Origin of the sequence: Jeotgalibacillus malaysiensis, from assembly GCF_044789845.1 — a bacterium.
In the GTDB taxonomy this organism is placed as follows: domain Bacteria; phylum Bacillota; class Bacilli; order Bacillales; family Jeotgalibacillaceae; genus Jeotgalibacillus; species Jeotgalibacillus malaysiensis_A.
In genome coordinates, this window is the sequence record NZ_CP085252.1 from 2,109,357 (window position 1) to 2,133,993 (window position 24,637).

The window sequence follows — 24,637 nt, forward strand, 5'->3', positions numbered from 1 at the left end:
TGTATTGTTCGTCAAAAATCATTTTTTTCCTGCATTTTCAGTCAAAAAACTTTTTAAGACATGCTGTAAATGTGTCCAGGTCAATTTTTGATACCTTTTTTGGACCAGAATGAAACCTGCCTCTTTTTCTTTCTTCCTGATACAAATATCTAAATGACAAGCTGGTCTCGATCGTGTCTTGATTGTACTCTTTTCCCCGGGGTGAAATAGCATAAACCCTTTTTGGCAGTACAAGTGAAGCAAGACCAATGTCCTGCGTAACAACTAAATCTCCCTCTTTAACGCGGTTAAGAATATATAAATCCACTGCTTCACTGCCTGCATCAATATAGGTCCATAAAGAGGGATCTTCATTCGCGCTGTAGTGATTATACGTTGCTACAAATCTGATATCCGCTTTAGATATATACTCAAGAATTTTATTCTTCACTTCAACCGGACACGCATCTGCATCGACATAAATACATACGTTTTTATTATGTTCCATATAGGTACCATTCTGCGCTTTTACGCAAAAACCCTTTTTTAGCGTATCTTTTATCACAATTTTTTATTATAGTATATTTACTTGTCTACCGCCATTATTTTCGACAAATTGTTTTCTAATATTTTGGTTCTGTTACGCTCATTCTGTACTTTTATTTTTGGCTTTTTTAAAGTTGGCTGTTGATTGCAGCGGGAGGAGACGCTTTCCACGCCCGGGCGGTGAACTCCCAGACTGCGCCATGGCCTCACACGTTTCTTCCTAAGAGCCGCTCCCTTACGATGCAATCACCAGCTGTGCAGAAACAGCAATGACCTTTAACTATGCTTTATTTTTTTATCCATGTAAAAACAGATGTCCCATAGACATCTGTTTTAATCAGTTGTTCATTAAATCATTTAAAATTACATTAGCCGTTTCTTCAACTGCTTTATTCGTCACATCGATAACCGGACATTTCATCCTGCTGATAATCCGGTCAAAATGCTCAAGTTCTTCTTTAATCCGCTCCATTTTAGCATATGTTGCATCATCTTTCAGTCCAAGCGCAATCAGCCGCTCTTTTCTGATATGGTTCAGTTTATCTGAACTGATTTTTAATCCGTAGCATTTATTTGGATTTACCAAAAACAATTCTTCCGGAGGTTCAATTTCTGGGACAAGCGGGACGTTGGCTACTTTCAGCCTCTTATGAGCCAGATATTGCGACAGCGGAGTTTTGGACGTTCTTGAAACACCCACAAGCACGATATCCGCCTTCAATATTCCCCTTGGATCCCGCCCGTCGTCATATTTGACGGCAAATTCAATTGCTTCGATTTTTCTAAAATAATCCTCATCAAGATCGTGTACCATTCCCGGCTCATTTATCGGAGACTCCTCGCACACTTCCTGCAGGGAGCTGACAATCGGCCCCATCACATCATGCGCTGTCAGCTGATGTAATTTCACCTGCTCTTCGATGTAAGAGCGTACGTGCGGTTTTACAAGCGTGTAGACAATAACTGCCTGGTTGTCTTTGGCGAGCGATATCACTTCATCTACATGTCCCTTATCTTCTATATAAGGAAAACGCTTGATTGTAATTGACTTTCTAGACTGCCGGAACTGACTGACGCTGGCTTTTGCAACGAGCTCAGCAGTTTCACCAACAGAGTCTGATACGACATATACGTGCACTTCGTTCATGACTCCACCATCCTATCCTTCATCCTTTGACAAGCTGACAAATGCTTTTGTAATATTAGTCTTTGTGATTCTGCCTGAGACCTCATATCCCGCTTCGGTTTTTTTCACAACCGGTAGAGAATCAATCTGTTTACTGATTAATTTTGAAGCAACCGTTACTAAGAGATCATCCGGCCCGCAATAAGTGACATTTGGCATCCTAGTCATAATAACATTTACGGGCAGGCTCGTTAAGTCCTGTTGTCCGATGCTTGCTCTCAGCAAATCCTTCCGTGAGACTACACCGGCAAGATGCCCTTTTTGATCAAGGACAAATAACGTACCTACATCCTCTAAAAACATATGACAGATTGCATCATATACTGATACATTATCCTGAACTGCCACCGGCATGGACTGATAATCCTTTACATATAGCTTTTTCAGGTTTTCAGTTAATAATTGTGTGCCTGATTTCCCTGTATAAAAATAACCGACTCTGGGCCTTGCATCGAGGAAGCCAGCCATTGTTAAAATGGCTAAATCCGGTCTCAGTGTAGCCCGTGTCAGATGAAGTCTGTCTGCAATTTGTTCCCCTGTAATTGGTCCGTCTGCTTTTACAATCTTGAGAATTTCAGATTGTCTTTTATTCAGTTCGATATTGTTCACCACCCGAAATTCAATAGTGTTATACTGTTTACCAATATTATATACTAAATGAATGCACCATCATAGTAAATGATTTGAGATATATTTTTATTGTCTATTCAATTAAAGCGTGTTAGGATTGTTTAAAGATAAATGACGTGCGCGATGAAAGAGCGATAAGTACCTTTAAAGTAGCGACCGGGGATAGTGAAAGCCCGGATCAAAGGGAAACGGCACTCTGGAGCAATGCAGGTAATCAAGGTGGATGCATCATGCATCAATCAGGGTGGAACCGCGGTCAAGAAGTACCGTCCCTGGACTAGACAGATCTCTAGTCCAGGGACGGTGCTTTTTTCATGCACAGCAACACTAAAAAGGAGTGACAGTACATGACGAAAAATATGGATGATATCGTACACATTGCCAAGCACAGAGGATTTGTATTCCCCGGCTCTGAGATTTATGGAGGACTTGCAAACACATGGGATTACGGTCCACTTGGAATTGAATTAAAAAACAACATTAAAAAAGCATGGTGGAAGAAATTTATTCAGGAATCTCCACATAACGTCGGCCTTGACGCAGCGATTCTGATGAACCCGAAAACATGGGAAGCTTCCGGTCATATCGGAAACTTTAATGATCCTATGGTCGACTGTAAAAGCTGTAAAGCGAGACACCGCGCCGATAAGCTGATTGAAGCTGCAATTGAGGAAAAAGGCGAAGAAATTATTGTGGACGGTCTTCCATTCAGCAAGATGGCAGAGCTGATTGAAGAGTATGATGTAGCATGCCCTACCTGCGGCGCTAAAGACTTTACCGACATCAGACAGTTTAACCTGATGTTCAAAACGCACCAGGGTGTAACTGAAGGCTCTACAAACGAAATCTTCCTGCGCCCGGAAACTGCTCAGGGAATCTTTGTTAACTTTAAAAATGTTCAGCGGACAATGAGAAAACGTGTACCATTTGGAATTGGCCAGATCGGTAAGAGTTTCAGAAATGAAATCACACCTGGTAACTTCACATTCAGAACACGTGAATTCGAACAAATGGAGCTTGAGTTTTTCTGCAAACCCGGTGAAGACCTTGAGTGGTTTGGCTACTGGAGAGAATTCTGTAAGAACTGGCTGTTAAACCTTGGCATGAAAGAAAACAGCATGCGTCTGCGTGACCATGATGAGGATGAACTTTCCCACTACAGTAACGCAACAACTGATATCGAATTTAAATTCCCGTTCGGCTGGGGAGAGCTGTGGGGAATTGCAGACCGTACAGACTTTGACCTGAAGCAGCATATGGAGCACTCAAATGAGGATTTCACCTATCTTGATCAGCAGACAAATGAAAAGTATGTTCCTTATTGTATTGAGCCTTCACTTGGTGCTGACCGTGTAACACTTGCATTCCTGTGTGATGCATATGAAGAAGAAGAACTTGAAAATGACAGCAGAACCGTTCTTCGCTTCCACCCTGCACTGGCTCCTTATAAAGCAGCAGTACTCCCGCTTTCAAAGAAGCTTGGCGGCGATGCAATTAAGGTGTTTGAAGAGCTTTCACAGCACTTTATGGTTGATTATGATGAGTCTCAGTCAATTGGTAAGCGTTACAGACGACAGGATGAAATCGGTACACCTTATTGTATTACTTATGATTTTGATTCTTTAGAGGATCAGCAGGTAACAGTCCGCAACCGCGACACAATGGAGCAGATCCGCATGCCGATTGCTGAAGTACAGTCATTTATTGAGGATAAAATTAAGTTTTAATTAAAAGCAAAAAGCGTGCAGCTCATGAGCTGCACGCTTTTACGTATCCTTAGGACCTTCCATCGTCTTTTTCATGCGGTCCATCTGATCAAGAAATGATCTGGACTTTGCGTAGACACCTACGTACTCATCGTAATAGGTCCTGATGACTTTCTTTAATTCCTGCTTCGTGCTTTCCTGCAGTGATACTTTTCCGAGCCTTCCGAGGTCGATAAAGAAAAAAAGCCTGATGATCCGCACAGTCTTTGCTGAAAGTGGGAGCTTATAATCATCAAGATGCCAGCAGCGGTGACATAGAAAACCATTCATACGGAAAGAAAATGAAAAATCCCCTTCACCCGCTCCACAATTTACACACTGGTTTAAGACCGGCTGTACACCGAAAAGAGGCAACAGTTTTAATTCGAAAATGTAGGAAATGACTTCTTCATCATAGCCTTCATTAATTAACGCGTATGATTGCTGAAGCAGTTCAAATAAAAAAGGGTTTGGTTTACGATCTTCCACCGCTTTATCAAGAAGCTCTGCCATATAAGAGGCGTAAGCGGCCTTGTAAAGATCCTCTTTCATTGTTCTTGATGAGCTGATCATATCTCCTTGCTGCAGTGAACCCATACCGCTGCCGCCATGATAAAGGTATATGCCGTGTGTGAACATTTGTGATACAGATGACAGGCGGCTATTGGTTTTCTTAGCACCGCGAGCCATCAGGGCAACCTTTCCAAGCTCACGGGTGAAAAGAATAACAACTTTATTCGTTTCACCATAATCCCTTGTCCGGATGACGATTCCCTCACATTTATGAAGCATTCATCAAGTCTCCTTTAGACCAGCTCAATACTCCTTATCGTTAAACCCGAAGTCTCTTAAGCTGTTGGCTTTATTCCGCCAGTCTTTTTGTACTTTCACCCATAATTCGAGATATACTTTAGACCCTAGAAGGTTCTCAATATCCTCACGTGCACGCTGACCAATTTCCTTCAGCATTGCACCTCTTTTACCAATCACAATTCCTTTTTGTGAATCTCTCTCCACCACGATCGTTGCCATGATATCAACAACTTCTCTGCCTTTTTCCTTTTTAATCTGCTCAATTGATACGGCAATCGAATGTGGGATTTCCTCCCGTGTTAAGTGAAGCGCTTTTTCACGGATTAGCTCCGAAATAATAAATCGTTCCGGGTGATCTGTCACCTGATCGGCAGGATAATACTGAGGACCTTCAGGAAGGTACTCAGAGATCTGATTTAACAGAACCTCTACGTTATTTCCTTCTAGCGCTGAAATTGGAACCGTTTCTGTAAATTCGAATTTTGATCGGTACTGATCAATAACCGGCAGCAGTTCATCCGGGTGTACTGTATCTATTTTATTTAATACAAGAAAAACAGGTGTCTTAACTCCCTGCAACAGCTCCATAATATACTCGTCACCACGGCCATATCCTTCATCTACATTGACCATGAATAAAATCAGGTCAACTTCACGAAAAGTATTTGTCGCCATTTTAATCATAAAATCCCCAAGCTTGTGCTTAGGTTTATGAATACCAGGTGTATCAATGAAAATCATCTGACTGTCATTCGTCGTCAATACACCCTGAATTTTATTTCTTGTTGTCTGAGGCTTGTCACTCATAATGGCAATTTTCTGTCCAATCACACGATTCAAAAAGGTTGACTTGCCTACATTCGGTCTACCGACAATTGAGATAAATCCCGACTTATGTTTATTATCCATTTAGATCCTCCGGCATAAATGCACCAGGAAGCAGCTCAGCTACGGTTAATTCCTGAATGTCACCTGATAAGTTTGTTAAGTATACAACCATGTCCTGAGGGCACAGTTCTGCTATGACTTGACGGCAGGCTCCACATGGAGGAACTGGGCGCTTTGTATCTGCTACAACTGCAATCGCTTTAAATTTGCGGTCTCCCTCTGCAACCGCTTTAAACAGCGCAGTCCGTTCAGCACAGTTACACATGCTGTATGCTGCGTTTTCAATATTACATCCGTGATGCACTTTTCCGTCTTCAGTCAGAAGGGCAGCACCAACTTTAAATTTAGAATATGGCACGTATGCTTTATCACGTGCTTCTTTCGCTTCTTTAATCAATAAATTAGAATCCATATATTTACTCCTTTAAAAAATTATTGTTTCGTTTTAGGGTTAAAAAAAGGAGAAGACTCACCGAATCGGTTAAGTAATTCTCCTTATACCTTATTATACTATAAATGAGGTCTAAATTAATGTAAAAACTCCGCATTACATAATTGAGATTAATTTCGGGACAAATATGACCGCGCCGGCAATTGCTGCAGCAATCGAAAATACTAATACCGAGGCAGCACCCGCATCTTTAGCTTTCTTTGCCAGCGGATGATTTTCAGGAGAAATCAGATCCACCGTACGTTCGACAGCAGTGTTGATCAGTTCGAGTGCCATCACGTTTCCAATCGCGATCAGTATAATCAGCCATTCCGTCACTGAGATTCGAAAAAAGAAGCCGGCAGCTACTGTTAATACAGCAGCCACCGTATGAAACCTGAAATTCTGCTCCTGTTTAAAAACATCTTTCAGTCCATGTCCGGCGTATTTAAAAGAAAGCATGAATTTCCTGAGCTTCATCATCAGTTCCTCGAAAGTCCGAAGCCTTTTAATAATTCATCCTGCCTCCCAAACATCGCCTTTTCATCCTGCTCGTTCATATGATCATATCCAAGCAGGTGTAAAAAGCCGTGAAGTGCGAGAAAACCGAGCTCTCTTGAAAATGTATGTCCGTATTCCTCAGCCTGCTCTTTCGCTTTTTCAACCGAAATGATAATATCGCCAAGCATTCTTGGCATATCACCTGCTGCGATTACTTCAACTTCATCTTCAGTCATTTCTTCAAGCGCAAAAGAAATCACGTCTGTCGATTTATCTTTTCCTCTGTATTCTTTATTTACTACTCTGATCTCTTCATTTGATACGAATGAAATCGAACACTCAGCTTCATCTATCTTTTCTTCTTTCGCAGCATATGAAAGAAGGTCGCTGATTAAATTTGTGTCTTCATCTGACAGCCATTCTGTTTCATCTATAAAATCAATGTGTAAAGTTGTCATGCTTCCTTCTTCCTCTCTTCTTTTTTAAAATCAGGATATTCGATTCTTGAATGGAAAATCCCGTTTAACGTTTCACAAAACACAGTTTTTATTGTTTCCAGCTGTTTTATTGTAATATCACACTCATTAAATTGTCCATCCTGCAGCCGATCCTGAATAATCGATTCTACAAGCTTTTTAATTTTTTCAGGTGTCGGATCCTTCATTGACCTAACGGCGGCCTCAACACTATCGGCTACAGAAATGACAGCTGTTTCTTTCGTCATCGGTCTTGGTCCGGGATACCTGTATTCCTCTTCATCCGGATCGAGCCCTTTTTCTTTCGCTTTGTAGTAAAAAAACTTCAAAAGCGTTGTGCCGTGATGCTGTTCAGCTATATCAACAAACTCGCTAGGAAGCTTATATTTACGCAGCATGTCCGCACCCTCTTTTGCATGCGAGATGATAATATCTCGGGACGTCTGAGGGTCTAGATGATCGTGCGGGTTATGTCCTGACATCTGATTTTCAATAAAGTAATGAGGTCTTTTCGTTTTTCCAATATCGTGGTAATAACAGCCTACTCTTGCAAGCAGACCGTTTGCTCCAATTGCCTCACATGCAGCTTCAGCGAGATTGGCAACCATTACACTGTGGTGATAAGTGCCTGGTGCTTCAGTCAGAATTTTTTTCAGCAGCGGATGATTTGGGTTGGATAGTTCAACCAGCTTCATTGTTGAAAGGATACCAAAACCTGACTCAAATAATGGCAGCAGCCCTATCGTTAGAATCGATGACAATACACCTGATATGATCGCAAACACAGCAAACAGCGTATAGTCAATTGCTGACAGCTGCCCGCTTTCAATCAGCGTAAGTGAGAACAGAAACATCAGGTTGGCAGCTGACACAAATAGTCCCGCTCTTAACAAATGTGTTCTTCTTTTGCTGTCTGATAGAAACAGGATACCTGCAAGTCCGCTGAATAAAAAGTAAAGTGATACTTCAACATTTACTGCACCAGTCATCATATCATTAAATATAATACTCGCACATAATGCCTGGATCATTGTAATAATCAGAGCCACTCTTGTATTAATCATACTTTTCAAGAGCATTGGCGCCATTGCTGCCGGGAAAATATAACCGACCTGAAGGATTTCAAGCTCTCTGATTAACTCAGCAGCCTTCATTAAAGATAATGAAAGAACAAGAATGATACTGACCAGGACGAGATAAAGCCCTTTTGTTTCTTCACTGATTTTCCACGACGAAAAATGAAAATGAATGATCAGCATAATCAGCAGTGAAAATAGAGCCAGTCCAATATAGGGTTCAGGACTCGCTTCATTCGTTGTGAGACCAAGCGCATCAAGCTGACGGTATACATCTCTGTCAATTAAATATCCTTTTTGCACGATGACCTGACCTTCAAGGATCTGGACAGGTTCAACCGCTTCCACAGCCTGTGCAATCCTTGCTTCTGTCTGCTCAGGGTCATAAATATTATTTTCAACAACAGCAAACCTTGCAAGATCCATCGCAGCGTTCATCAGATTATCATTGAGTGAAAACTGTGCAATATTATCTGCAGCTTCATTCTTTTTCGCAAGCGCTTCTTCCTGCTTAAAGGGCTCCTGCATCACTCTTTCAACCTGATCAATTGTAATATTCTTTGCGTTATCTAGACCATCATCAGTTGCAGCTAACAGCTGTCTGAATGTCTGGTCATTGATTGATTCAGTGACATTTTCTGAAACGTCTTCAGATAACGCGTTTTTCAGACTCTCGAGCATGTCATTTGACACTGTCTGCTCAGTCGGAGGTTCTCCCTCTTCAGGTACCTGATTAAAATCCTTTGCAAATTCATAGATCGAACTGATCAGGGAGGTCCGGTTCTCTGTAATTTCCGGTCTGTATTGATAAACCGGTTCAACTTCAGCAGCAGCTCTTTCCCGCTCAGCTTCTGAAAGACGTTCATCTACAATCGTTTTAGGTGATCTGATCGTTTCATCGGCTACAGAAAACAGACGTGTATTATAAGTATCAGGGCTCACATGAGAAAATAGCAGCAGAAAAGAAGCCAGCCCTACGATTGTTAAGAGAATCCATTTAAAGAAAGTATAATGTAAAAGATCCTTCATGCTTCGGACCCATTTCTGCATAAAATCCTCTCCCGAAATACTAGTATGTATGAAAATTGAATCATCTTGACTTATAGTATAGCAAATAATGTATAGTTCCGATATTAGACATTTGTAAACACAAAAAAAGCTAAGACATTTTGCCCTAGCTTTTAGAATCGGTTCGCTACGCTTCACTGATACAAGTTTTAAAGTTAAAATTTTGTCTATTTTAACTTTAATGAATTAAAAGCAAAAGTTTTATACGCTGCCTTTTTGATCGTAGGCGCCGATAATTTTTGCTACAAGCGGATGTCTGACAACGTCTGCCTGATCGAGATAATTAAAACCGATTCCGGGAACGCCTTTTAATATTTTCTGGGCAGCAACCAGGCCTGATTCCATTCCTTTTGGAAGGTCTACCTGACTCTGATCCCCTGTGATCACCATTTTAGATCCAAATCCAAGGCGTGTTAAAAACATCTTCATCTGTGCGTATGTTGTATTCTGCGCTTCATCAAGAATCACAAATGCATCATCGAGTGTACGGCCTCTCATATAAGCAAGAGGAGCAATTTCAATCACACCTCTCTCGATAAACCGCTGAGTCTGTTCAGTGCCTAATACATCATGCAGCGCATCATAGAGCGGTCTTAAATATGGATCAACCTTTTCTTTCAGGTCGCCTGGTAAAAAACCAAGGCTTTCACCAGCTTCAACAGCAGGCCTGGTTAAAATAATTTTTTTCACTTTATTATTTTTTAAAGCGTGAACTGCCAGCACTACTGCGAGATATGTCTTACCGGTACCTGCAGGACCAATACCAAATACCAGATCTCTTTTCCGGATTTCGTTGATATATTGACGCTGACCCATCGTTTTTGCTCTGATTGACTTACCTTTGGCATTTTTTGTGATCTCTTCATCATACAGTTCATCAAAGTATTCAATTGTTCCTCTATGTGACATTTGAACAGCATAAATGACGTCTCTCTGACTGATCTGGATGCCTTTTCTAATCACACTGAGCAGCTGACTGATCACATTTTTTGCTTTTTCGATGTCTTCATTTTTCCCGGTAATCCGCAGGGATTCTCCCCGGGAAATGATTGATATATCAAGATCTTCTTCAATCGTTTTAAGATGTGAATCAGAATTACCAAACAGCTGAACTGCTTCATTCGGATCTTCCAATTTAATATCTACAGTAATCCGTTCTTCAATCATTCGCGTGTCTCCTCGGTAAAAGGTTTAGTTGCTGCAATATTTTCTAATACTTCGTAGAAAATTGTTAATTTAACTTTACCATTCTCAATATCTTCATGCAAAATTTTCTCCTCCAGAATTTGCCCGCTCCCCTCAGTAAATGATAATACATCTTTTTCAGCGATTTTTTTCAATACATTTTTATAGTCTTCTTCGGAAAAATCCATTTCTGATTCGGATATTTCCTTATATTCCTTTTCCACCAACTTAAACGGCAGATGAAAACCTAAAACAGAAAGCGGCTGATCGCTGATTTGTCTGATCTGGTTTTTAAATGGACTTTTTTTATAGGAGATGAATGGTGTTGTAAAAGATCTGAATTGCAGTGCATATTTACTGTGAGTCTGACCTGTTATTTTTTTTATTTTATTTTTTACAGGCATACTTACACTGACTGTATACCAGGTTAATGCTTTGACTGATCCATCGGCTCTGATTCCTTTCTCATACCCCTCCCGGCCAATATAGCCCGAAACCAGGATTTCTCCTTTCTTTACTACATCCCCTCTTTTAACCAGCGGGGTACCTGAACTGACAGATAAGGTATGTATCGTGCCTGTTTTAGAAGCTACAAGATGTGCCTGTTGATCAGATTTTTTATTATGAAGAGAATCCTTCTCTCTTAATGTCACCTTCAGCTTCGATCCTGTTCTCTCATACCCGATCCATGACAGCTGGTCAATTTCTTTATACAAAACAGAAGCGCTTTGCTGATTCAGTGAAAGGTTGGAATGATGAACGCCTGGTTTAATGCCCTTTTCCTCCAGAATTTCTAATGCTTCATCCCTGATTTCAGGGTTTGGACCTGTCATTTCAACTGCCCATATGTATTGAAATGCCTGAAAGAATATGAATGCTGATAACAAAAATGCTGCAATCGAGGGAATATTCATTTTCGTGAATTCAAGTATTTTATGATTTTCGCCCTCTTTACTCAGTGAGACTTTTACTCCTGATCTCCTCACTGCTTTTCTAAGTGCTGCGAGATCAGTATACCTGATCATAAATGTAGTTTCTTCTTTACATATAACCTGTTCCAGAGAAATGTTATTCAATAGTAGCCTGCTGATCACAAGACTGCTGTTTGTCCCACGGAGAGAAACTTTAACACGGAGATATCCTTTAATCATCTGATTGACCTTTAAAATGAATTTGAACAATATCTCCATGTACTGACGCATACTCATTCGAAAGGCTGCTGGTGACCAGATCTTTTCCTGTAATCGTGAGCGAGCCGTGACTGACAGCAAACACGATAGACGTATCAGAAAAATGGATCAAACCTTTATGGTTTTCTATCTTTACTGTTTTAAGGGCAATCCATTCTATTTTCGGCAAATCGGTTATTAAGTCTTCAGGCAGGTCCAGCCAGTCAGCGGCCCGGCTTAACCAATGTTTTTTAACCATGTAAAAAACCCCCTTCAGTTAAGATTATGTCTTAACTGAAGGGGGCATGACATTCACTGTCTATGTTTACGTTTTGATCTTGGCGGCCCAAGTACTTCGGCAAAGATAATACCGTTCACTACATCGCTTGGTTTTAATTCTTTAGTGATTGTAATATCAGATTCTTTAATCGGATCTGACTTTACAGCAGGTTTCACTCTGCTATCAGCTGCAATTTCCTGAGAAACCACTGGAGCTGCCTGTTTTTTCAACTGACTTTGTTCACGGGATTCACGCTTAGGCCTTTGAGATTCCTCAAAGGTTTTGCGTTGTTTGTCGTATTCCTCTGCCAGCTGTTTTGCATGCTTATCAAATGTTTCTTTCAGGTTTCTCGGTTTAGATACTGTAGGCTTTTGTACCGGCGGTTTTTCTGCAGGTGCTTCCTTCTTCTGTTTATTTAGAAGACTGATGACACCCGCAATGACCGCCATGATGAGAATCTCCACGGAGTCAGCCTCCTAACTTAGTTTTTGCTGCCACCTTTATCATCTTTGTTGCCTGTAATCTTTCCAATTGAATCTCTCATATCAGTGTCTGCATCAATGTTTTTAATATTCATATAATCCATTACACCGATATTTCCTTCACGGAGTGCTTCAGCCATCGCAAGTGGTACCTCTGCTTCAGCTTCCACAACTTTCGCACGCATTTCTTCTACGCGCGCTTTCATTTCCTGCTCCTGTGCTACGGCCATTGCACGGCGTTCTTCAGCTTTCGCCTGTGCAATATTCTTATCAGCTTCAGCCTGCTCTGTTTGAAGTTCTGCACCAATATTTTTACCGATATCAACATCAGCAATATCAATCGATAGAATTTCAAACGCTGTTCCTGAATCTAATCCTTTACCTAATACTGTTTGTGAAATAAGATCTGGATTTTCAAGTACTTTTTTATGGTTATCACTCGAACCAATTGTGCTGACAATCCCTTCACCTACACGGGCTACGATTGTATCTTCACCTGCACCACCGACCAGTCGGTCAATGTTGGCACGTACTGTAATTCTTGCTTTCGCCTTTACTTCAATTCCGTCCATTGCCACACCGGCAATAAATGGTGTTTCAATTACTTTAGGGTTTACACTCATTTGAACTGCCTGCAGTACATCACGGCCGGCAAGATCAATTGCTGCACATCGTTCAAAAGCAAGCTCGATATTTGCTCGCTGTGCTGCAATCAGTGCGTTGACAACGCGGTCAACGTTACCGCCTGCAAGATAGTGACTCTCAAGCTGGTTGATCGTTACATCAACACCTGCTTTATGTGCTTTGATCATCGGGTTAATGACTCTGCTTGGAATAACCCGTCTTAATCTCATCCCTACTAAAGTAAAGATACTAACTTTAACACCTGCTGCTAGTGCTGAAATCCAAAGTGCCACTGGTACAAACGTAAAGATGACACTTAGCAAAATCACTGCAGCAACAACAATAATAATTAACGTAATTGCTTCTGTTCCCATTTAATTCACTCCTTAAAATTAATCAACTTCTCTAACAACAATACGTGATCCTTCAACTTTCACAACTAACACTTTCACATCTTTATTAATGTAACTGCCTTCACTCACTGCATCAATACGCTCGTTCTCTATAATAATTGTGCCTGAAGGTCTTAAGGCGGTTCTGGTTATGCCGGTCTGTCCAATCAGCTCATGGCGATTCACATTGGACACATAACCACTTTCAGTATTGGTTGAATCACTCAATATAATTTTCTTCAGCATATGAAGATTTTTACCAAGAAATTTCACCATTATCACCATCCCGATCACTGCAGCTAAAAGCGCTACAGATAATGCAATACCCATAAATGCAATGCTCTCTCCTGCAAGCAGGATACTGACAACAATTGCAACAAGTCCAGCGATACCAAGAATACCTCCTGGCACAAAGAACTCTGCAATCACGAGGGCTAATCCGATCAGGAATAAAATTAACACTTCCATTCCCGCAAGCCCTGCAATTAGATGACCAAAGAAGAATAGTAATAGTGCCCCAAGTCCCAGCGAACCTGCTATACCAAATCCTGGCGAATACAATTCAAGTATAAGACCAAGACTTGCCATTGAAAGGAGAATCGGTACTACAATCGGATTCGTGACAAAACGTGCCAGGTTTTCAGTAAAAGTTGGTTCTACAGAAACCACTTCAGCATCACTAAACCCGAGTCCAGCGACCAATTCATCAAGGCTCGCATAAGTCCCTTCAGAGTAATTGTTTTCTTCCGCTGTTGAAGGCGTAAAGGTTAACAGCTCACCTTCATCAACAACTCCATCAATCTCAATGGACTGATCAACCATTGCTTCAGCGAATTTCGGATCTCTGTTTTTATCAGAAGACTCAGCAGCATTGATCATCGCAGCAAGCCATGCGCTTTGAGCTTTTCTATCAGCATCTCCACCTGCACTTGTAATCACAGCAGAAGCACCCATCTTACCTGAAGGCGACATATAAATTTCATCTGCATACAGTGCAATATAAGAACCTGCTGACAAAGCATTCGGATTAATGTATGCAATGAGATCAACTTCACTGTTCAGCATAATCTCACCGATTTCCTCAGCAGCGTTTACAGCTCCTCCTGGCGTGTTAATATCCAGTATTAACGCTTCAGCATCATTTTCTTCAGCTTCATTAATCGACCTTTCAAGGAATGCTGCCAATCCTCTTTCAACCTCTTTTTTAACCGGAGCCACATACACTTTCTGACCATTTGCATCTGCCGGCTGAACAAAAGAGAACAGTGACAATAAGACAACAAAGGCAGCTAACAGTTTCACTCCGATAATCTTCATTTTACTCCCCCCTTCTATCTGCCAGTGACTGGGTAGCTATTAATGACTTACCTACTATACGTATGTATCAAAAAAAGGTTTCACTTTTAACCTTACTTTTATTCTGAATGTTTAATATAAAAAAATCAAGCCGTGTTGCACATTGCAAACACGGCTTGATTGGTCTGAACCTGAATAAACAAATTCAGTTTTATGATAAGTGTTGGAGAACCATTTTATTAATACGGGCTCCATCAGCCTTGCCTTTGACCTTAGGCATAATACTGCTCATCACTTTGCCCATATCAGCTTTAGAGGAAGCATTTGTTTCATTGATCGTTTCGATCACAATGACTTCAAGCTCTTCTTCTGTCAATTGACGGGGCATATAGGTTTCAATTAAGGCGATTTCATCAAGAAGCTTATCAGACAGATCATCTCTACCTGCAGATTTAAATTCAGCATAAGAATCTTTCCGCTGTTTTAACTCGCGGGAAAGCACAGTCAATTCTTCATCTTCAGTTAAATCACTATGGCCAACTTTATATCCTTCATTTTGCAACGAAGACTTAAGCATCCGGATTACTGAAAGACGTTCCTTTTCCTTATTTCTCATTGCTGTTTTCATATCTTCATTCAGACGATCTAACATACTCACTTCATGCACCTGCTCCTATATTAGAATTTGCGCTTTCTTGCAGCTTCAGACTTTTTCTTACGCTTAACGCTTGGCTTTTCATAGAATTCACGCTTTCTGAACTCCTGAAGAGTACCAGCCTTTGATGTAGTCTTTTTAAAGCGGCGAAGAGCATCTTCGAGTGATTCGTTTTTACGAACGACCGTTTTTGACATCTCTAATTCCCTCCCTCCGAACACTACGCTTACATATTCAAGCAAAGAGAAACACGAATGTGAATTCTTCATTGCATGCAGTAAGATAGGGATACTTACTGACATTCATGGGTAATCCCATGTACTTATACAGTATAAACCAAGTATAAGTGCTGGTCAACAGGTATTCGAAAGAATAAGAAGCCTTTTCAGCGCTCAATTAAGAGTTGAAAAGACTTCGAGATTCAGCTGATGATCATTTGTTGAATTAAACTTTAATAATCACTGTCAGCCGTTTGTCCCTGAACGATCTTGATGCCGGCACTTGCACCTAAACGTGTAGCTCCTGCATCAATCATTGCCTGTGCATCTTCTGCAGATCGTACTCCGCCTGAAGCTTTTACGCCCAGGTCAGGTCCCACAGTCTTTCTCATCAGTGCGATATCTTCAGGTGTTGCACCGCCCCCTGAGAAACCAGTGGAAGTTTTTACATAGTCAGTACCTGCTTCAACTGCAAGCTTACAAGCCTTCACTTTTTCTTCTTCAGTCAGAAGTGAAGTTTCAATAATCACTTTTGATAGTGCTTTTCCTTTTGCAGCAGCAGTTACAGCCTGAATATCCTGCTTTACTGTGTCAAAGTCACCGCTTTTCAGTGCGCCGATGTTAATCACCATATCCACTTCAGTTGCACCATCTTCAATTGCCTGTTTCGTTTCAAAAGCTTTTGTCTCAGTCGCAGATGCGCCGAGTGGGAAGCCGATTACTGTGCAGACTTTTACATCTGTTGAATGCAGAAGTTCTGCCGAAAGCTTCACCCAGTATGGGTTTACGCATACAGACATAAAACCGTGCTCTGCTGCTTCTTCACACAGTTTAGTTATCTGTTCTTTCGTTGCTTCCGGTTTTAGTAGTGTATGGTCGATCATTTTTGCGATTTGTGTCATGGTAATACCCCTTTTCATTTAGATGTACGTACCTATTTTAACACTTAGCGGTTGAAATGCCTAATATAAAAGGACTTAGACAAAATTATTGTCTAAGTCTTTTAAAATCATTCCATCAAATTGAACTTTTTTATCTTATTGGCGATTTGTTTTAAAAAAATCTATTACTTAACGCTTTATACCGTTAATTCTTCTTCAAGCACTCTTACAAATTCACCTTTATTGTAAGGGTATCCTGATTCTGTGATTTTAACTTTCACAAGCTTGCCAACCATCTCTTCATTAGCAGGGAATACGACTTTCAGATAGTTGCTTGTGTAACCGACATATAAAGAGCCTGTTGTATCTTCTTTAAATGGTTCTTCAGGGATCACTTCGAGTACTTCATTCTGGTAATTAGAAGCATATTCTTTTGCCAGCTGATCTGAAAGTGAAATCAGTCTGTGTACACGCTCATTTTTAACCTCTTCATCTACCTGATCATCCATTCTCGCTGCAGGTGTACCGGTACGTTTTGAATACGGGAACACGTGAAGCTCTGAGAACTTCTGCTCGCGGATGAAGTTATATGTTTCCATAAATTCTTCTTCCGTTTCACCAGGGAAACCAACAATTACATCAGAAGTAACCGCAAGTCCTGGAAGTGCTTTTTTGAGCTTTTCCAGTCTTTCAGCAAAAAATTCCATTGTATATTTACGTCTCATTCTTTTCAGGACTGTATTTGAACCTGACTGAAGAGGAACGTGGAGGTGATTTACAACCATGTTTGAGCGGTCAATGACTTCGATTACTTCATCAGTCAGCTGACTCGCTTCAATTGATGAAATACGGATCCGCTTAAGTCCTGTTACTTTTTCTTCAAGGTCTGTAAGAAGCATTGCCAGGTTATAATCCTTCATATCTTCTCCATACCCACCTGTGTGAATACCTGTCAAAACGATTTCCTTATAGCCTGCATCTACAAGCTGCTGAGCCTGTCTGAGGACCTCTTCAGGATCTCTTGAACGCATAAGGCCCCGAGCCCACGGAATAATACAGAATGTGCAAAAATTATTGCACCCTTCCTGAATTTTCAGTGAGGCCCGTGTACGATCAGTAAAGGCCGGTACATCCAGTTCTTCGTAGACGCGGTTTTTCATGATGTTTGTCACACCGTTAATTGGCTGTCTTTCCTGTCTGTATTGTTCAATATAATCAAGCATCTTTGTACGGTCCTGTGTACCAACGACAATATCTACGCCAGGAATCGCCATAATTTCTGCAGGAGACGTCTGGGCATAGCACCCGGTCACACAAATAACAGCATCAGGATTTTTGCGGATCGCCCGCCTGATTACCTGACGGCTCTTCTTGTCACCTGTGTTTGTTACTGTACAGGTGTTAATCACGTACACATCAGATGACTCTTCATACTCTACTCTGTCATATCCGTTTGCTTTAAACAGCTGCCAGATTGCCTCTGTTTCGTAATGGTTCACTTTACATCCCAACGTATGAAATGCGACTGTTCCCATTTTTTCACCTCATTAATTCAAAATGATAGGAAATCGCAGCCAATATGTATAATGGTGCGGTTTCAGTTCTTAATATTCTCGGTCCCAAACCACAGCTGACTGCCCCGTCATGCGTAAACTCGTTCACTTCATTTTCAGAGAAACCGCCCTCAGGACCAATAATGACAAGCACATTAGCATTTGTCTCCAACTGATTCAGGAATTGATAAAAGTTCGACACCTCTCCAGATTTGGCATCTTCTTCATATGCCATCATAATAGCATCAAATTCATGAAAAGACGAACGTAATTGTTTTGAAGTTACAGGCTCTTCCACCTCCGGAATAATAGACCGGTGTGACTGCTCAGCAGCCTCTTTTGCAATTTTGTTCCAGCGTTCAGCCTTCTTCTTACCTTTTTTCTGATCCCACTTTACAATCGATCTTTCAGCAGTGAACGGCTTCAGTGCTGTCATACCCAGTTCAGTTGATTTTTGAATCACATAGTCGAGCTTATCGCCTTTTGGCAGTCCATGAGCAATTGTTACATTTACAGGCAGCTCAGACTGAAGTTCAATTTTACTGACCGGCTTGAGAGAAAGGTGATTCTCTTCGATTTTTACAATTTCTGATTCGTAAACGGTATGCTGATCAAGAACTGCAATGACGCTGTCACCTTCAGTCATTCTCATCACACGGACAATATGTTTATAATCTTCACCATCGATTAATAATATCCCGTTTTCACCCGGTTTGTGTTGAATAAAATAACGCTGCATCCCTGATCACGCTTCCGGCTTAGTAGCGATAATCGCTACCCAGTCTTCCATTGTCATTACTTCATCAATTTCAAAACCTGAAGTTTTGAGCGCTTCTTTTACTGTTTCTTTTTTCTGTTTAATAATGCCTGAAGTGATAAATGTGCCGCCCGGCTTTGTCATTAAATAAGCATCATCTGTGAAAGTCATAATGACTTCAGCCAGTATATTCGCTACTATGACATCAACCGGCTCTGAAGTCCCGCTTAACAGATTTCCCTGGGAAACAGAAACCGTTTCTTCCACACGGTTCAGTTTGATGTTTTCAGTTGCTGACTTGACTGCAACTTCGTCAAGATCAAGTGCGAGTACCGACGAAGCTTCAAGCAAAGCTGCCGCAATACTTAACACACCCGAGCCGGTTCCTACATCAATCACCGTATCGCCTTTAATCACTGTACGTTCGAGCGCCTGGATGCACATAACAGTAGTTGGATGAGTTCCTGTTCCAAAAGCCATGCCCGGGTCAAGTTCGATGATCAGCTCATCACTTGAAACCCTTTCATAATCTTCCCATGTAGGTACGATTGTAAAGGTTGAAGAAATTTTTACAGGGTTATAATATTTTTTCCACGCAGTAGCCCAATCCTCTTCATTCACTTCACTGACGGCAACTGTATTTTCACCAATATCAATATTAAATGAAATCAGATTACTAATTTCCTGTTTAATGCCATCAACCGTTTCAGCAAGAAAACTGTTAACAGGAAGGTAGGCTTTCACCATGACACCTGTATCTGGATAATCTTCAGGGTTCAGGTCATATATTTCGCCGAACTGATCTTCCCTGTCTTTTAATAGTTCACCCGGATCCTCAATAACAACGCCACTGGCACCAGACTCATGCAGGATATTGGAAATTGGCTCAATTGCTTCATTTGTTGTATGAATACTTATTTCTGACCACTTCATCAGACCAGCTCCATTTCACTTCAGGCTGTCAGGGCGGCTGCCCCGACAGTTCATATTTTATTATTCACCTTTGAATGCGCGTTTTACTTTTTCAAAGAAGTTGTCGTGCTGTTCATCAGGCACATCTCCGCTGATCTCTGCAAATTCACGGAGCAGCGTCTTTTGTCTGTCTGTGAGCTTTTTCGGTGTAATGACTTTTACACGGATCTGCTGATCTCCCTGTCCATAGCCATGAACATTTTTAACACCTTTACCTTTCATCCGGAAAGTTGTTCCTGACTGAGTACCTGCCGGCAGCTTCCATTTTACTTTGCCGTGAACAGTAGGTACTTCAAGCTCATCTCCAAGTGCCGCCTGGACAAAAGTAATCGGCATATCAAGGAAGATATCGTCTCCTTCACGTTCAAAAATTTCATGCGCTCTCACGCGGAAAACAACATACAGATCTCCTGGAGGTCCGCCGTTAAAACCGGGTTCACCCTGACCTGCAACTCTCATCTGCTGACCATCATCAACACCGGCAGGAATTTTCACATGAATTTTCTTGCGCTTCTTCACTTTTCCATTACCGCCACAAGTTGTACACTTATCTTTCACAAGCTTGCCTGAACCTTCACAATGATGACACACTCTGCGATTCACAATACGGCCAAATGGGGTCTGCTGTTCAACGTTCAGCTGACCTGAACCGTTACAATAATGACATGTTTCAGGCGTTGTGCCTGGCTTCGCACCATCTCCGCCACATGTTTCACATTGTTCCTCTTTTGGAATTTCAATATCTGTTTCTTTTCCGAACACTGCTTCTTCAAATTGGATTGTCATTGTGTATTGAAGATCATTCCCCTGTCTTGGTGCATTCGGGTCACGTCTTCTGCCGCCACCGCCAAAGAACGAACTGAAAATATCTTCAAATCCGCCGAAGCCGTCGAAGCCTGCACCGCCGCCAAAGCCCTGATTCGGGTCGGTATGACCGAATTGATCATAATGTGCACGCTTTTGGTCATCACTTAATACTTCATAGGCTTCTTTTACTTCTTTAAACTTGTCGCCTGCATCTTCATCTTTATTAATGTCCGGATGATATTTTTTTGAAAGCTTTCTGTAAGCTTTTTTGATTTCATCTTTAGAAGCACCTTCTGATAGTCCAAGTACTTCGTAGTAATCTCGTTTACTCATGATTCCACTCCCCGGTCCTTTTGCATAAAGGTTATTTTAGCATTTTTCCTGCTGCCCTTGCAATGGCAAAGAAAAAGCCAAAGTACCGTGACTTTGACTTTTTCCGCTTGTGCTATTATTTCTTCTCGTCGTCAACCTCTTCAAAGTCTGCGTCAACAACATCGTCTTCAGGCTTTCCGCCTTCAGCCTGCTGCTCTGCTTCAGCTTGCTGTGCAGCTTCTTCATAAAGCTTCATTGAAAGTGCCTGTAGAATTTCCTGAAGTGCGTCTTTCTTCGTTTTAATTTCTTCAAGTTCTTTCTTTTCAATTGCTTCTTTCAGCTCATCGCGTGCTGCTTCAGCTTTTTTCTTTTCTTCTTCATCAACTTTTTCTCCAAGATCAGATAATGTTTTATCTGTCTGGAATACCAGCTGATCAGCTTCATTGCGAACTTCCGCTTCTTCTTTACGCTTTTTATCCGCTTCAGCATTTTCCTCAGCTTCTTTTACCATACGTTCGATATCTTCATCTGATAGAGAAGTAGAAGATTTAATCGTGATCTTCTGCTCTTTACCAGTACCAAGATCTTTTGCACTTACATTTACAATACCGTTTTTGTCGATATCAAATGTTACTTCGATCTGTGGCACGCCACGTGGTGCAGGCGGGATATCTCCAAGCTGGAAACGCCCAAGTGTTTTGTTATCCGCTGCCATTGGTCGTTCACCCTGAAGCACGTGGATATCAACTGCGTTCTGGTTATCAGCCGCAGTAGAGAAAGTCTGTGATTTAGATGTCGGGATTGTTGTATTACGTTCAATAAGAACTGTGGATACGCCACCCATTGTTTCGATTCCAAGTGATAATGGTGTTACGTCAAGAAGAACAACATCTTTAACGTCTCCTGTCAGTACACCACCCTGGATTGCTGCACCCATTGCAACAACTTCATCAGGGTTAACGCCTTTTGAAGGTTCTTTACCTGTTTCTTTCTTAATTGCTTCCTGAACAGCAGGGATACGTGTAGATCCACCTACTAGAATTACTTTATCAATTTCAGAAGCAGACATACCTGCATCTTTAATTGCCTGACGGGTTGGTCCCATTGTACGCTCGATTAATGAAGAAGCAAGGTCTTCAAACTTCGCACGAGACAGGTTCATTTCAAGGTGAAGCGGTCCTGCTTCCCCGGCTGTAATAAATGGCAGTGAAATCTGTGTTGAAGTGACACCTGAAAGGTCCTTCTTCGCTTTTTCAGCTGCATCTTTCAAACGCTGAAGTGCCATTTTATCCTTTGAAAGGTCAATGCTGTTTTCTTTTTTAAATTCTGCTACAAGGTGATCAATGATGACCTGGTCAAAGTCGTCACCACCAAGACGGTTATCACCGGCAGTTGAGCGCACTTCAAATACACCATCACCAAGCTCAAGAATTGATACGTCAAATGTACCGCCACCAAGGTCATATACAAGAATCGTCTGATCTTCGTCCATCTTGTCAAGACCGTATGCAAGTGCTGCTGCAGTTGGCTCGTTAATAATACGCTCTACTTCAAGACCTGCAATTTTACCAGCGTCTTTAGTCGCCTGGCGCTCAGCATCATTGAAATATGCCGGAACAGTAACAACCGCTTTAGTTACTTCTTCGCCAAGGTAGCTTTCAGCATATCCTTTTAAGTATTGTAAAATCATTGCAGAAATTTCCTGAGGTGAATACTCTTTGCCTTCTGCTTCTACTTTGTGGTCTGTACCCATATGTCTTTTTACAGACATGATTGTGTTAGGGTTTGTAATTGCCTGACGCTTAGCTACTTCCCCAACCTGCATTTCACCATTTTTAAATGATACAACTGATGGTGATGTACGGTTACCTTCAGGGTTCGCAATTACTTTTGCTTCTCCGCCTTCAAGTACAGCGACACATGAATTTGTTGTACCTAAGTCAATTCCAATAATCTTACTCATTTTAACATCATCCTCCCAAATACAATTATTCGTTTACTTTTACCATTGAAGGACGGATCACACGGTCCTTCAGTTTATAGCCTTTTTGGAGTTCTTCAATGACTGTATTTGATTCATATCCTTCTTCAGAAACTTGCATCACTGCCTGATGAAGGTTCGGGTCAAATTGCTGACCTGTTGACTCAATAATTTCAACACCCTCAGCCTTAAGCGCTTCTAAAAGGCTTGAGTGAACCATCTGCATACCTTTTAACAGTGATGCAGATTCATCATTTGAAGTCTCTATATTAAGCGCGCGTTCAAAATTATCCAGTGCAGGTAATATGCCTGTCACTATATTTTGAGCACGATACTTTTGTAATGTTTCATTTTCTTTTTGAATACGGCGTCTGTAGTTATTAAATTCAGCGTGAAGACGTAAATACTTATCTTCAGCTTCCTCAGCTTTTTGCTGCCAGTTAACTTCTTGAGCTTCAACTGATTCCTCCTGATCAACTGCCTGATCTGCAGTCTCCTCAGTTTCTTCAACCGCTTCATTTTTTACCTCTTCTGTTGTTTCATGTTGTACATCTTTTTCTGACACGATCTTTCACCTCCTTGAAATGCTTTCCCTTTTTCACCTTCGCTAAACGCCCGGATTAAAGAACGATCCAGACCCGCTCAGTAAAATGCACTGCCAGGGTAAAATCCCCGACAGGCATCAATTTTCATCTGAATCATAAAAATGTGACAATGCTTTAGACAGGTCCATGCTAATAACATTCAGCAGGCTGATCACACGGGAATATTCCATCCTTGTGGGACCAAGAATGGCTAGTGAGCCGCTTTGTCCTCCGATAACCGGAAAGGATGCTGTGATCAGGGAAACGTCTTTCAAAGCTTCATTATTATTTTCCTTGCCAATCCTGATCTGAATGCCTGAGCCACTGTTCTCTTTAATAAGCGGATATAAATAATCTTCCTTATCAATGACATCCATCAACATTCTGAGCTTATCAATATCATTAAATTCAGGCTGATTCAGCATATTCATTTTCCCGCCGAAAAACAGTTTGTCATAGACCGGTATGTTCATGATTTGCGCAAATGCTTCAATCATCAGATCATAGTTCGCTATATGACGCTTCAGAAATAATGCGACTTCTTTATACATTTTGTCATGAAGCTCTGCAAGCGGTGTGCCTGTCAGCTTATCATTCAGTATCTTAACCATCTGTTCAATATCCTCAGGGTTCAAACCGGGCGGAATGGTAAATCGTTTGTTTTCAACATGCCCGGTATCTGTCACGATAATGGCTATTGCGCTATCCTGATTCAGCGGAATAATCTGTACACTTTTCACTTTATTATCCTGATGATCTGGACCGAGCACAATTGAAGTATAATTTGTCATTTGCGACAGTATTTCAGCTGAACGCTGAACGACGTTTTCAATTTCAAGAATTCTGTCTGCAAAGATAGATTGTATCTGAGACATATCTTTTTTCTTTAAAGCCTGCGGTGAGAGCAGATGATCCACATAAAAACGATAGCCTTTCTCTGAAGGAATACGCCCTGATGAAGTATGGGTTTTTTCTAACAGTCCCATTTCTTCAAGATCGTACATTTCATTTCGGATTGTAGCCGAGCTGAAAGGAATCTCAACTTTTTTGGACAGGCTTCTCGAACCTACCGGCTGGGCAGAGCGAATAAAATCATCAATAATCACTTGAAGAATAAGTAATTGCCGATCTGTTAGCATCTTTTATCACCC

At 41.2% G+C, this 24,637-nt stretch carries 26 protein-coding genes; 1 reads left to right on the plus strand and 25 read right to left on the minus strand.

All coding sequences use genetic code 11. The annotated features are described in order from the left end of the window. Positions 1 to 37 precede the first annotated feature (37 nt). The 3 genes from LG330_RS11415 to LG330_RS11425 form a co-directional block, all read right to left on the minus strand. Positions 38 to 487, minus strand: coding sequence for a DUF188 domain-containing protein (locus LG330_RS11415; protein WP_404403935.1), 450 nt, complete (start codon positions 485 to 487; stop codon positions 38 to 40). Positions 488 to 862: 375 nt separating this feature from the next. Beyond that, entirely contained in the window at positions 863 to 1,672 is an 810-nt protein-coding gene (locus LG330_RS11420) for a pyruvate, water dikinase regulatory protein (protein ID WP_404403937.1), read from the minus strand. Between the two features lie 12 nt (positions 1,673 to 1,684). Then, positions 1,685 to 2,323: a helix-turn-helix transcriptional regulator gene (locus LG330_RS11425; RefSeq protein ID WP_404403939.1), complete on the minus strand. Its 639-nt coding sequence runs from the start codon at positions 2,321 to 2,323 to the stop codon at positions 1,685 to 1,687. Positions 2,324 to 2,700: 377 nt separating this feature from the next. On the opposite strand from LG330_RS11425, the gene LG330_RS11430 reads away from it, so the two are divergent. Beyond that, complete coding sequence (locus LG330_RS11430) at positions 2,701 to 4,068, plus strand: glycine--tRNA ligase (RefSeq protein ID WP_404409577.1); 1,368 nt, start codon at positions 2,701 to 2,703, stop codon at positions 4,066 to 4,068. Positions 4,069 to 4,107: 39 nt separating this feature from the next. Here the strand turns inward: LG330_RS11430 and recO are convergent, their stop codons facing one another. From recO to hrcA, 22 genes are all read right to left on the minus strand, one after another. Further along, positions 4,108 to 4,878, minus strand: coding sequence for a DNA repair protein RecO (gene recO / locus LG330_RS11435; protein WP_404403941.1), 771 nt, complete (start codon positions 4,876 to 4,878; stop codon positions 4,108 to 4,110). Positions 4,879 to 4,902: 24 nt separating this feature from the next. Continuing rightward, positions 4,903 to 5,808, minus strand: coding sequence for a GTPase Era (gene era, locus LG330_RS11440; RefSeq protein ID WP_404403943.1), 906 nt, complete (start codon positions 5,806 to 5,808; stop codon positions 4,903 to 4,905). Next, positions 5,801 to 6,199 carry a cytidine deaminase gene (locus tag LG330_RS11445; protein WP_404403945.1) on the minus strand — a complete coding sequence of 133 codons (399 nt, stop codon included), beginning with the start codon at positions 6,197 to 6,199 and terminating at the stop codon, positions 5,801 to 5,803. The genes era and LG330_RS11445 overlap by 8 nt, the downstream gene beginning before the upstream one ends. A gap of 135 nt (positions 6,200 to 6,334) precedes the next feature. After that, positions 6,335 to 6,697, minus strand: coding sequence for a diacylglycerol kinase family protein (locus LG330_RS11450; RefSeq protein ID WP_404403947.1), 363 nt, complete (start codon positions 6,695 to 6,697; stop codon positions 6,335 to 6,337). A 2-nt stretch (positions 6,698 to 6,699) separates the two neighbouring features. Further along, the gene (gene ybeY, locus LG330_RS11455; RefSeq protein WP_404403949.1) at positions 6,700 to 7,176 is read right to left on the minus strand and encodes an rRNA maturation RNase YbeY; all 477 of its coding nucleotides are present in this window, start codon (positions 7,174 to 7,176) and stop codon (positions 6,700 to 6,702) included. Next, positions 7,173 to 9,320 (minus strand): HD family phosphohydrolase, encoded by a 2,148-nt coding sequence (locus LG330_RS11460; RefSeq protein ID WP_404403951.1) that lies wholly within the window; start codon positions 9,318 to 9,320, stop codon positions 7,173 to 7,175. The genes ybeY and LG330_RS11460 overlap by 4 nt, the downstream gene beginning before the upstream one ends. Positions 9,321 to 9,539: 219 nt before the next feature. Next, on the minus strand, positions 9,540 to 10,505 hold the full coding sequence (locus LG330_RS11465) for a PhoH family protein (protein ID WP_404403953.1): 966 nt from the start codon (positions 10,503 to 10,505) through the stop codon (positions 9,540 to 9,542). Then, entirely contained in the window at positions 10,502 to 11,731 is a 1,230-nt protein-coding gene (locus LG330_RS11470; RefSeq protein ID WP_404403955.1) for a sporulation protein YqfD, read from the minus strand. The genes LG330_RS11465 and LG330_RS11470 overlap by 4 nt, the downstream gene beginning before the upstream one ends. Continuing rightward, positions 11,667 to 11,951: a YabP/YqfC family sporulation protein gene (locus tag LG330_RS11475; RefSeq protein WP_404403957.1), complete on the minus strand. Its 285-nt coding sequence runs from the start codon at positions 11,949 to 11,951 to the stop codon at positions 11,667 to 11,669. The genes LG330_RS11470 and LG330_RS11475 overlap by 65 nt, the downstream gene beginning before the upstream one ends. A 53-nt stretch (positions 11,952 to 12,004) precedes the next feature. Continuing rightward, positions 12,005 to 12,436: a hypothetical protein gene (locus tag LG330_RS11480; protein WP_404403959.1), complete on the minus strand. Its 432-nt coding sequence runs from the start codon at positions 12,434 to 12,436 to the stop codon at positions 12,005 to 12,007. A 17-nt stretch (positions 12,437 to 12,453) separates the two neighbouring features. Beyond that, on the minus strand, positions 12,454 to 13,452 hold the full coding sequence (floA, locus tag LG330_RS11485; RefSeq protein ID WP_404403961.1) for a flotillin-like protein FloA: 999 nt from the start codon (positions 13,450 to 13,452) through the stop codon (positions 12,454 to 12,456). Between the two features lie 18 nt (positions 13,453 to 13,470). Beyond that, positions 13,471 to 14,787 carry a nodulation protein NfeD gene (locus LG330_RS11490; protein ID WP_404403963.1) on the minus strand — a complete coding sequence of 439 codons (1,317 nt, stop codon included), beginning with the start codon at positions 14,785 to 14,787 and terminating at the stop codon, positions 13,471 to 13,473. A 190-nt stretch (positions 14,788 to 14,977) separates the two neighbouring features. Then, a complete protein-coding gene (locus LG330_RS11495; RefSeq protein WP_404403965.1) occupies positions 14,978 to 15,424 on the minus strand; it encodes a GatB/YqeY domain-containing protein in 447 nt (148 codons plus the stop codon). A 20-nt stretch (positions 15,425 to 15,444) separates the two neighbouring features. Continuing rightward, positions 15,445 to 15,618, minus strand: coding sequence for a 30S ribosomal protein S21 (rpsU, locus tag LG330_RS11500; protein ID WP_039809800.1), 174 nt, complete (start codon positions 15,616 to 15,618; stop codon positions 15,445 to 15,447). Between the two features lie 254 nt (positions 15,619 to 15,872). Further along, entirely contained in the window at positions 15,873 to 16,541 is a 669-nt protein-coding gene (gene deoC / locus LG330_RS11505; RefSeq protein ID WP_404403967.1) for a deoxyribose-phosphate aldolase, read from the minus strand. A gap of 176 nt (positions 16,542 to 16,717) precedes the next feature. Next, positions 16,718 to 18,055: a tRNA (N(6)-L-threonylcarbamoyladenosine(37)-C(2))-methylthiotransferase MtaB gene (gene mtaB / locus LG330_RS11510; protein ID WP_404403969.1), complete on the minus strand. Its 1,338-nt coding sequence runs from the start codon at positions 18,053 to 18,055 to the stop codon at positions 16,718 to 16,720. Between the two features lie 4 nt (positions 18,056 to 18,059). Further along, complete coding sequence (locus LG330_RS11515; RefSeq protein WP_404403971.1) at positions 18,060 to 18,812, minus strand: 16S rRNA (uracil(1498)-N(3))-methyltransferase; 753 nt, start codon at positions 18,810 to 18,812, stop codon at positions 18,060 to 18,062. 6 nt (positions 18,813 to 18,818) lie between these two features. Next, positions 18,819 to 19,763, minus strand: coding sequence for a 50S ribosomal protein L11 methyltransferase (prmA, locus tag LG330_RS11520; protein WP_404403973.1), 945 nt, complete (start codon positions 19,761 to 19,763; stop codon positions 18,819 to 18,821). A gap of 60 nt (positions 19,764 to 19,823) precedes the next feature. Further along, a complete protein-coding gene (gene dnaJ, locus LG330_RS11525; protein WP_404403975.1) occupies positions 19,824 to 20,942 on the minus strand; it encodes a molecular chaperone DnaJ in 1,119 nt (372 codons plus the stop codon). Between the two features lie 115 nt (positions 20,943 to 21,057). Then, the gene (dnaK, locus tag LG330_RS11530) at positions 21,058 to 22,884 is read right to left on the minus strand and encodes a molecular chaperone DnaK (RefSeq protein WP_404403977.1); all 1,827 of its coding nucleotides are present in this window, start codon (positions 22,882 to 22,884) and stop codon (positions 21,058 to 21,060) included. Between the two features lie 25 nt (positions 22,885 to 22,909). After that, positions 22,910 to 23,467, minus strand: a complete 558-nt coding sequence (gene grpE, locus LG330_RS11535; protein WP_404403979.1) for a nucleotide exchange factor GrpE — start codon at positions 23,465 to 23,467, stop codon at positions 22,910 to 22,912. 117 nt (positions 23,468 to 23,584) lie between these two features. Next, the gene (hrcA, locus tag LG330_RS11540; RefSeq protein ID WP_404403981.1) at positions 23,585 to 24,625 is read right to left on the minus strand and encodes a heat-inducible transcriptional repressor HrcA; all 1,041 of its coding nucleotides are present in this window, start codon (positions 24,623 to 24,625) and stop codon (positions 23,585 to 23,587) included. Between the last annotated feature and the right edge of the window lie 12 nt (positions 24,626 to 24,637).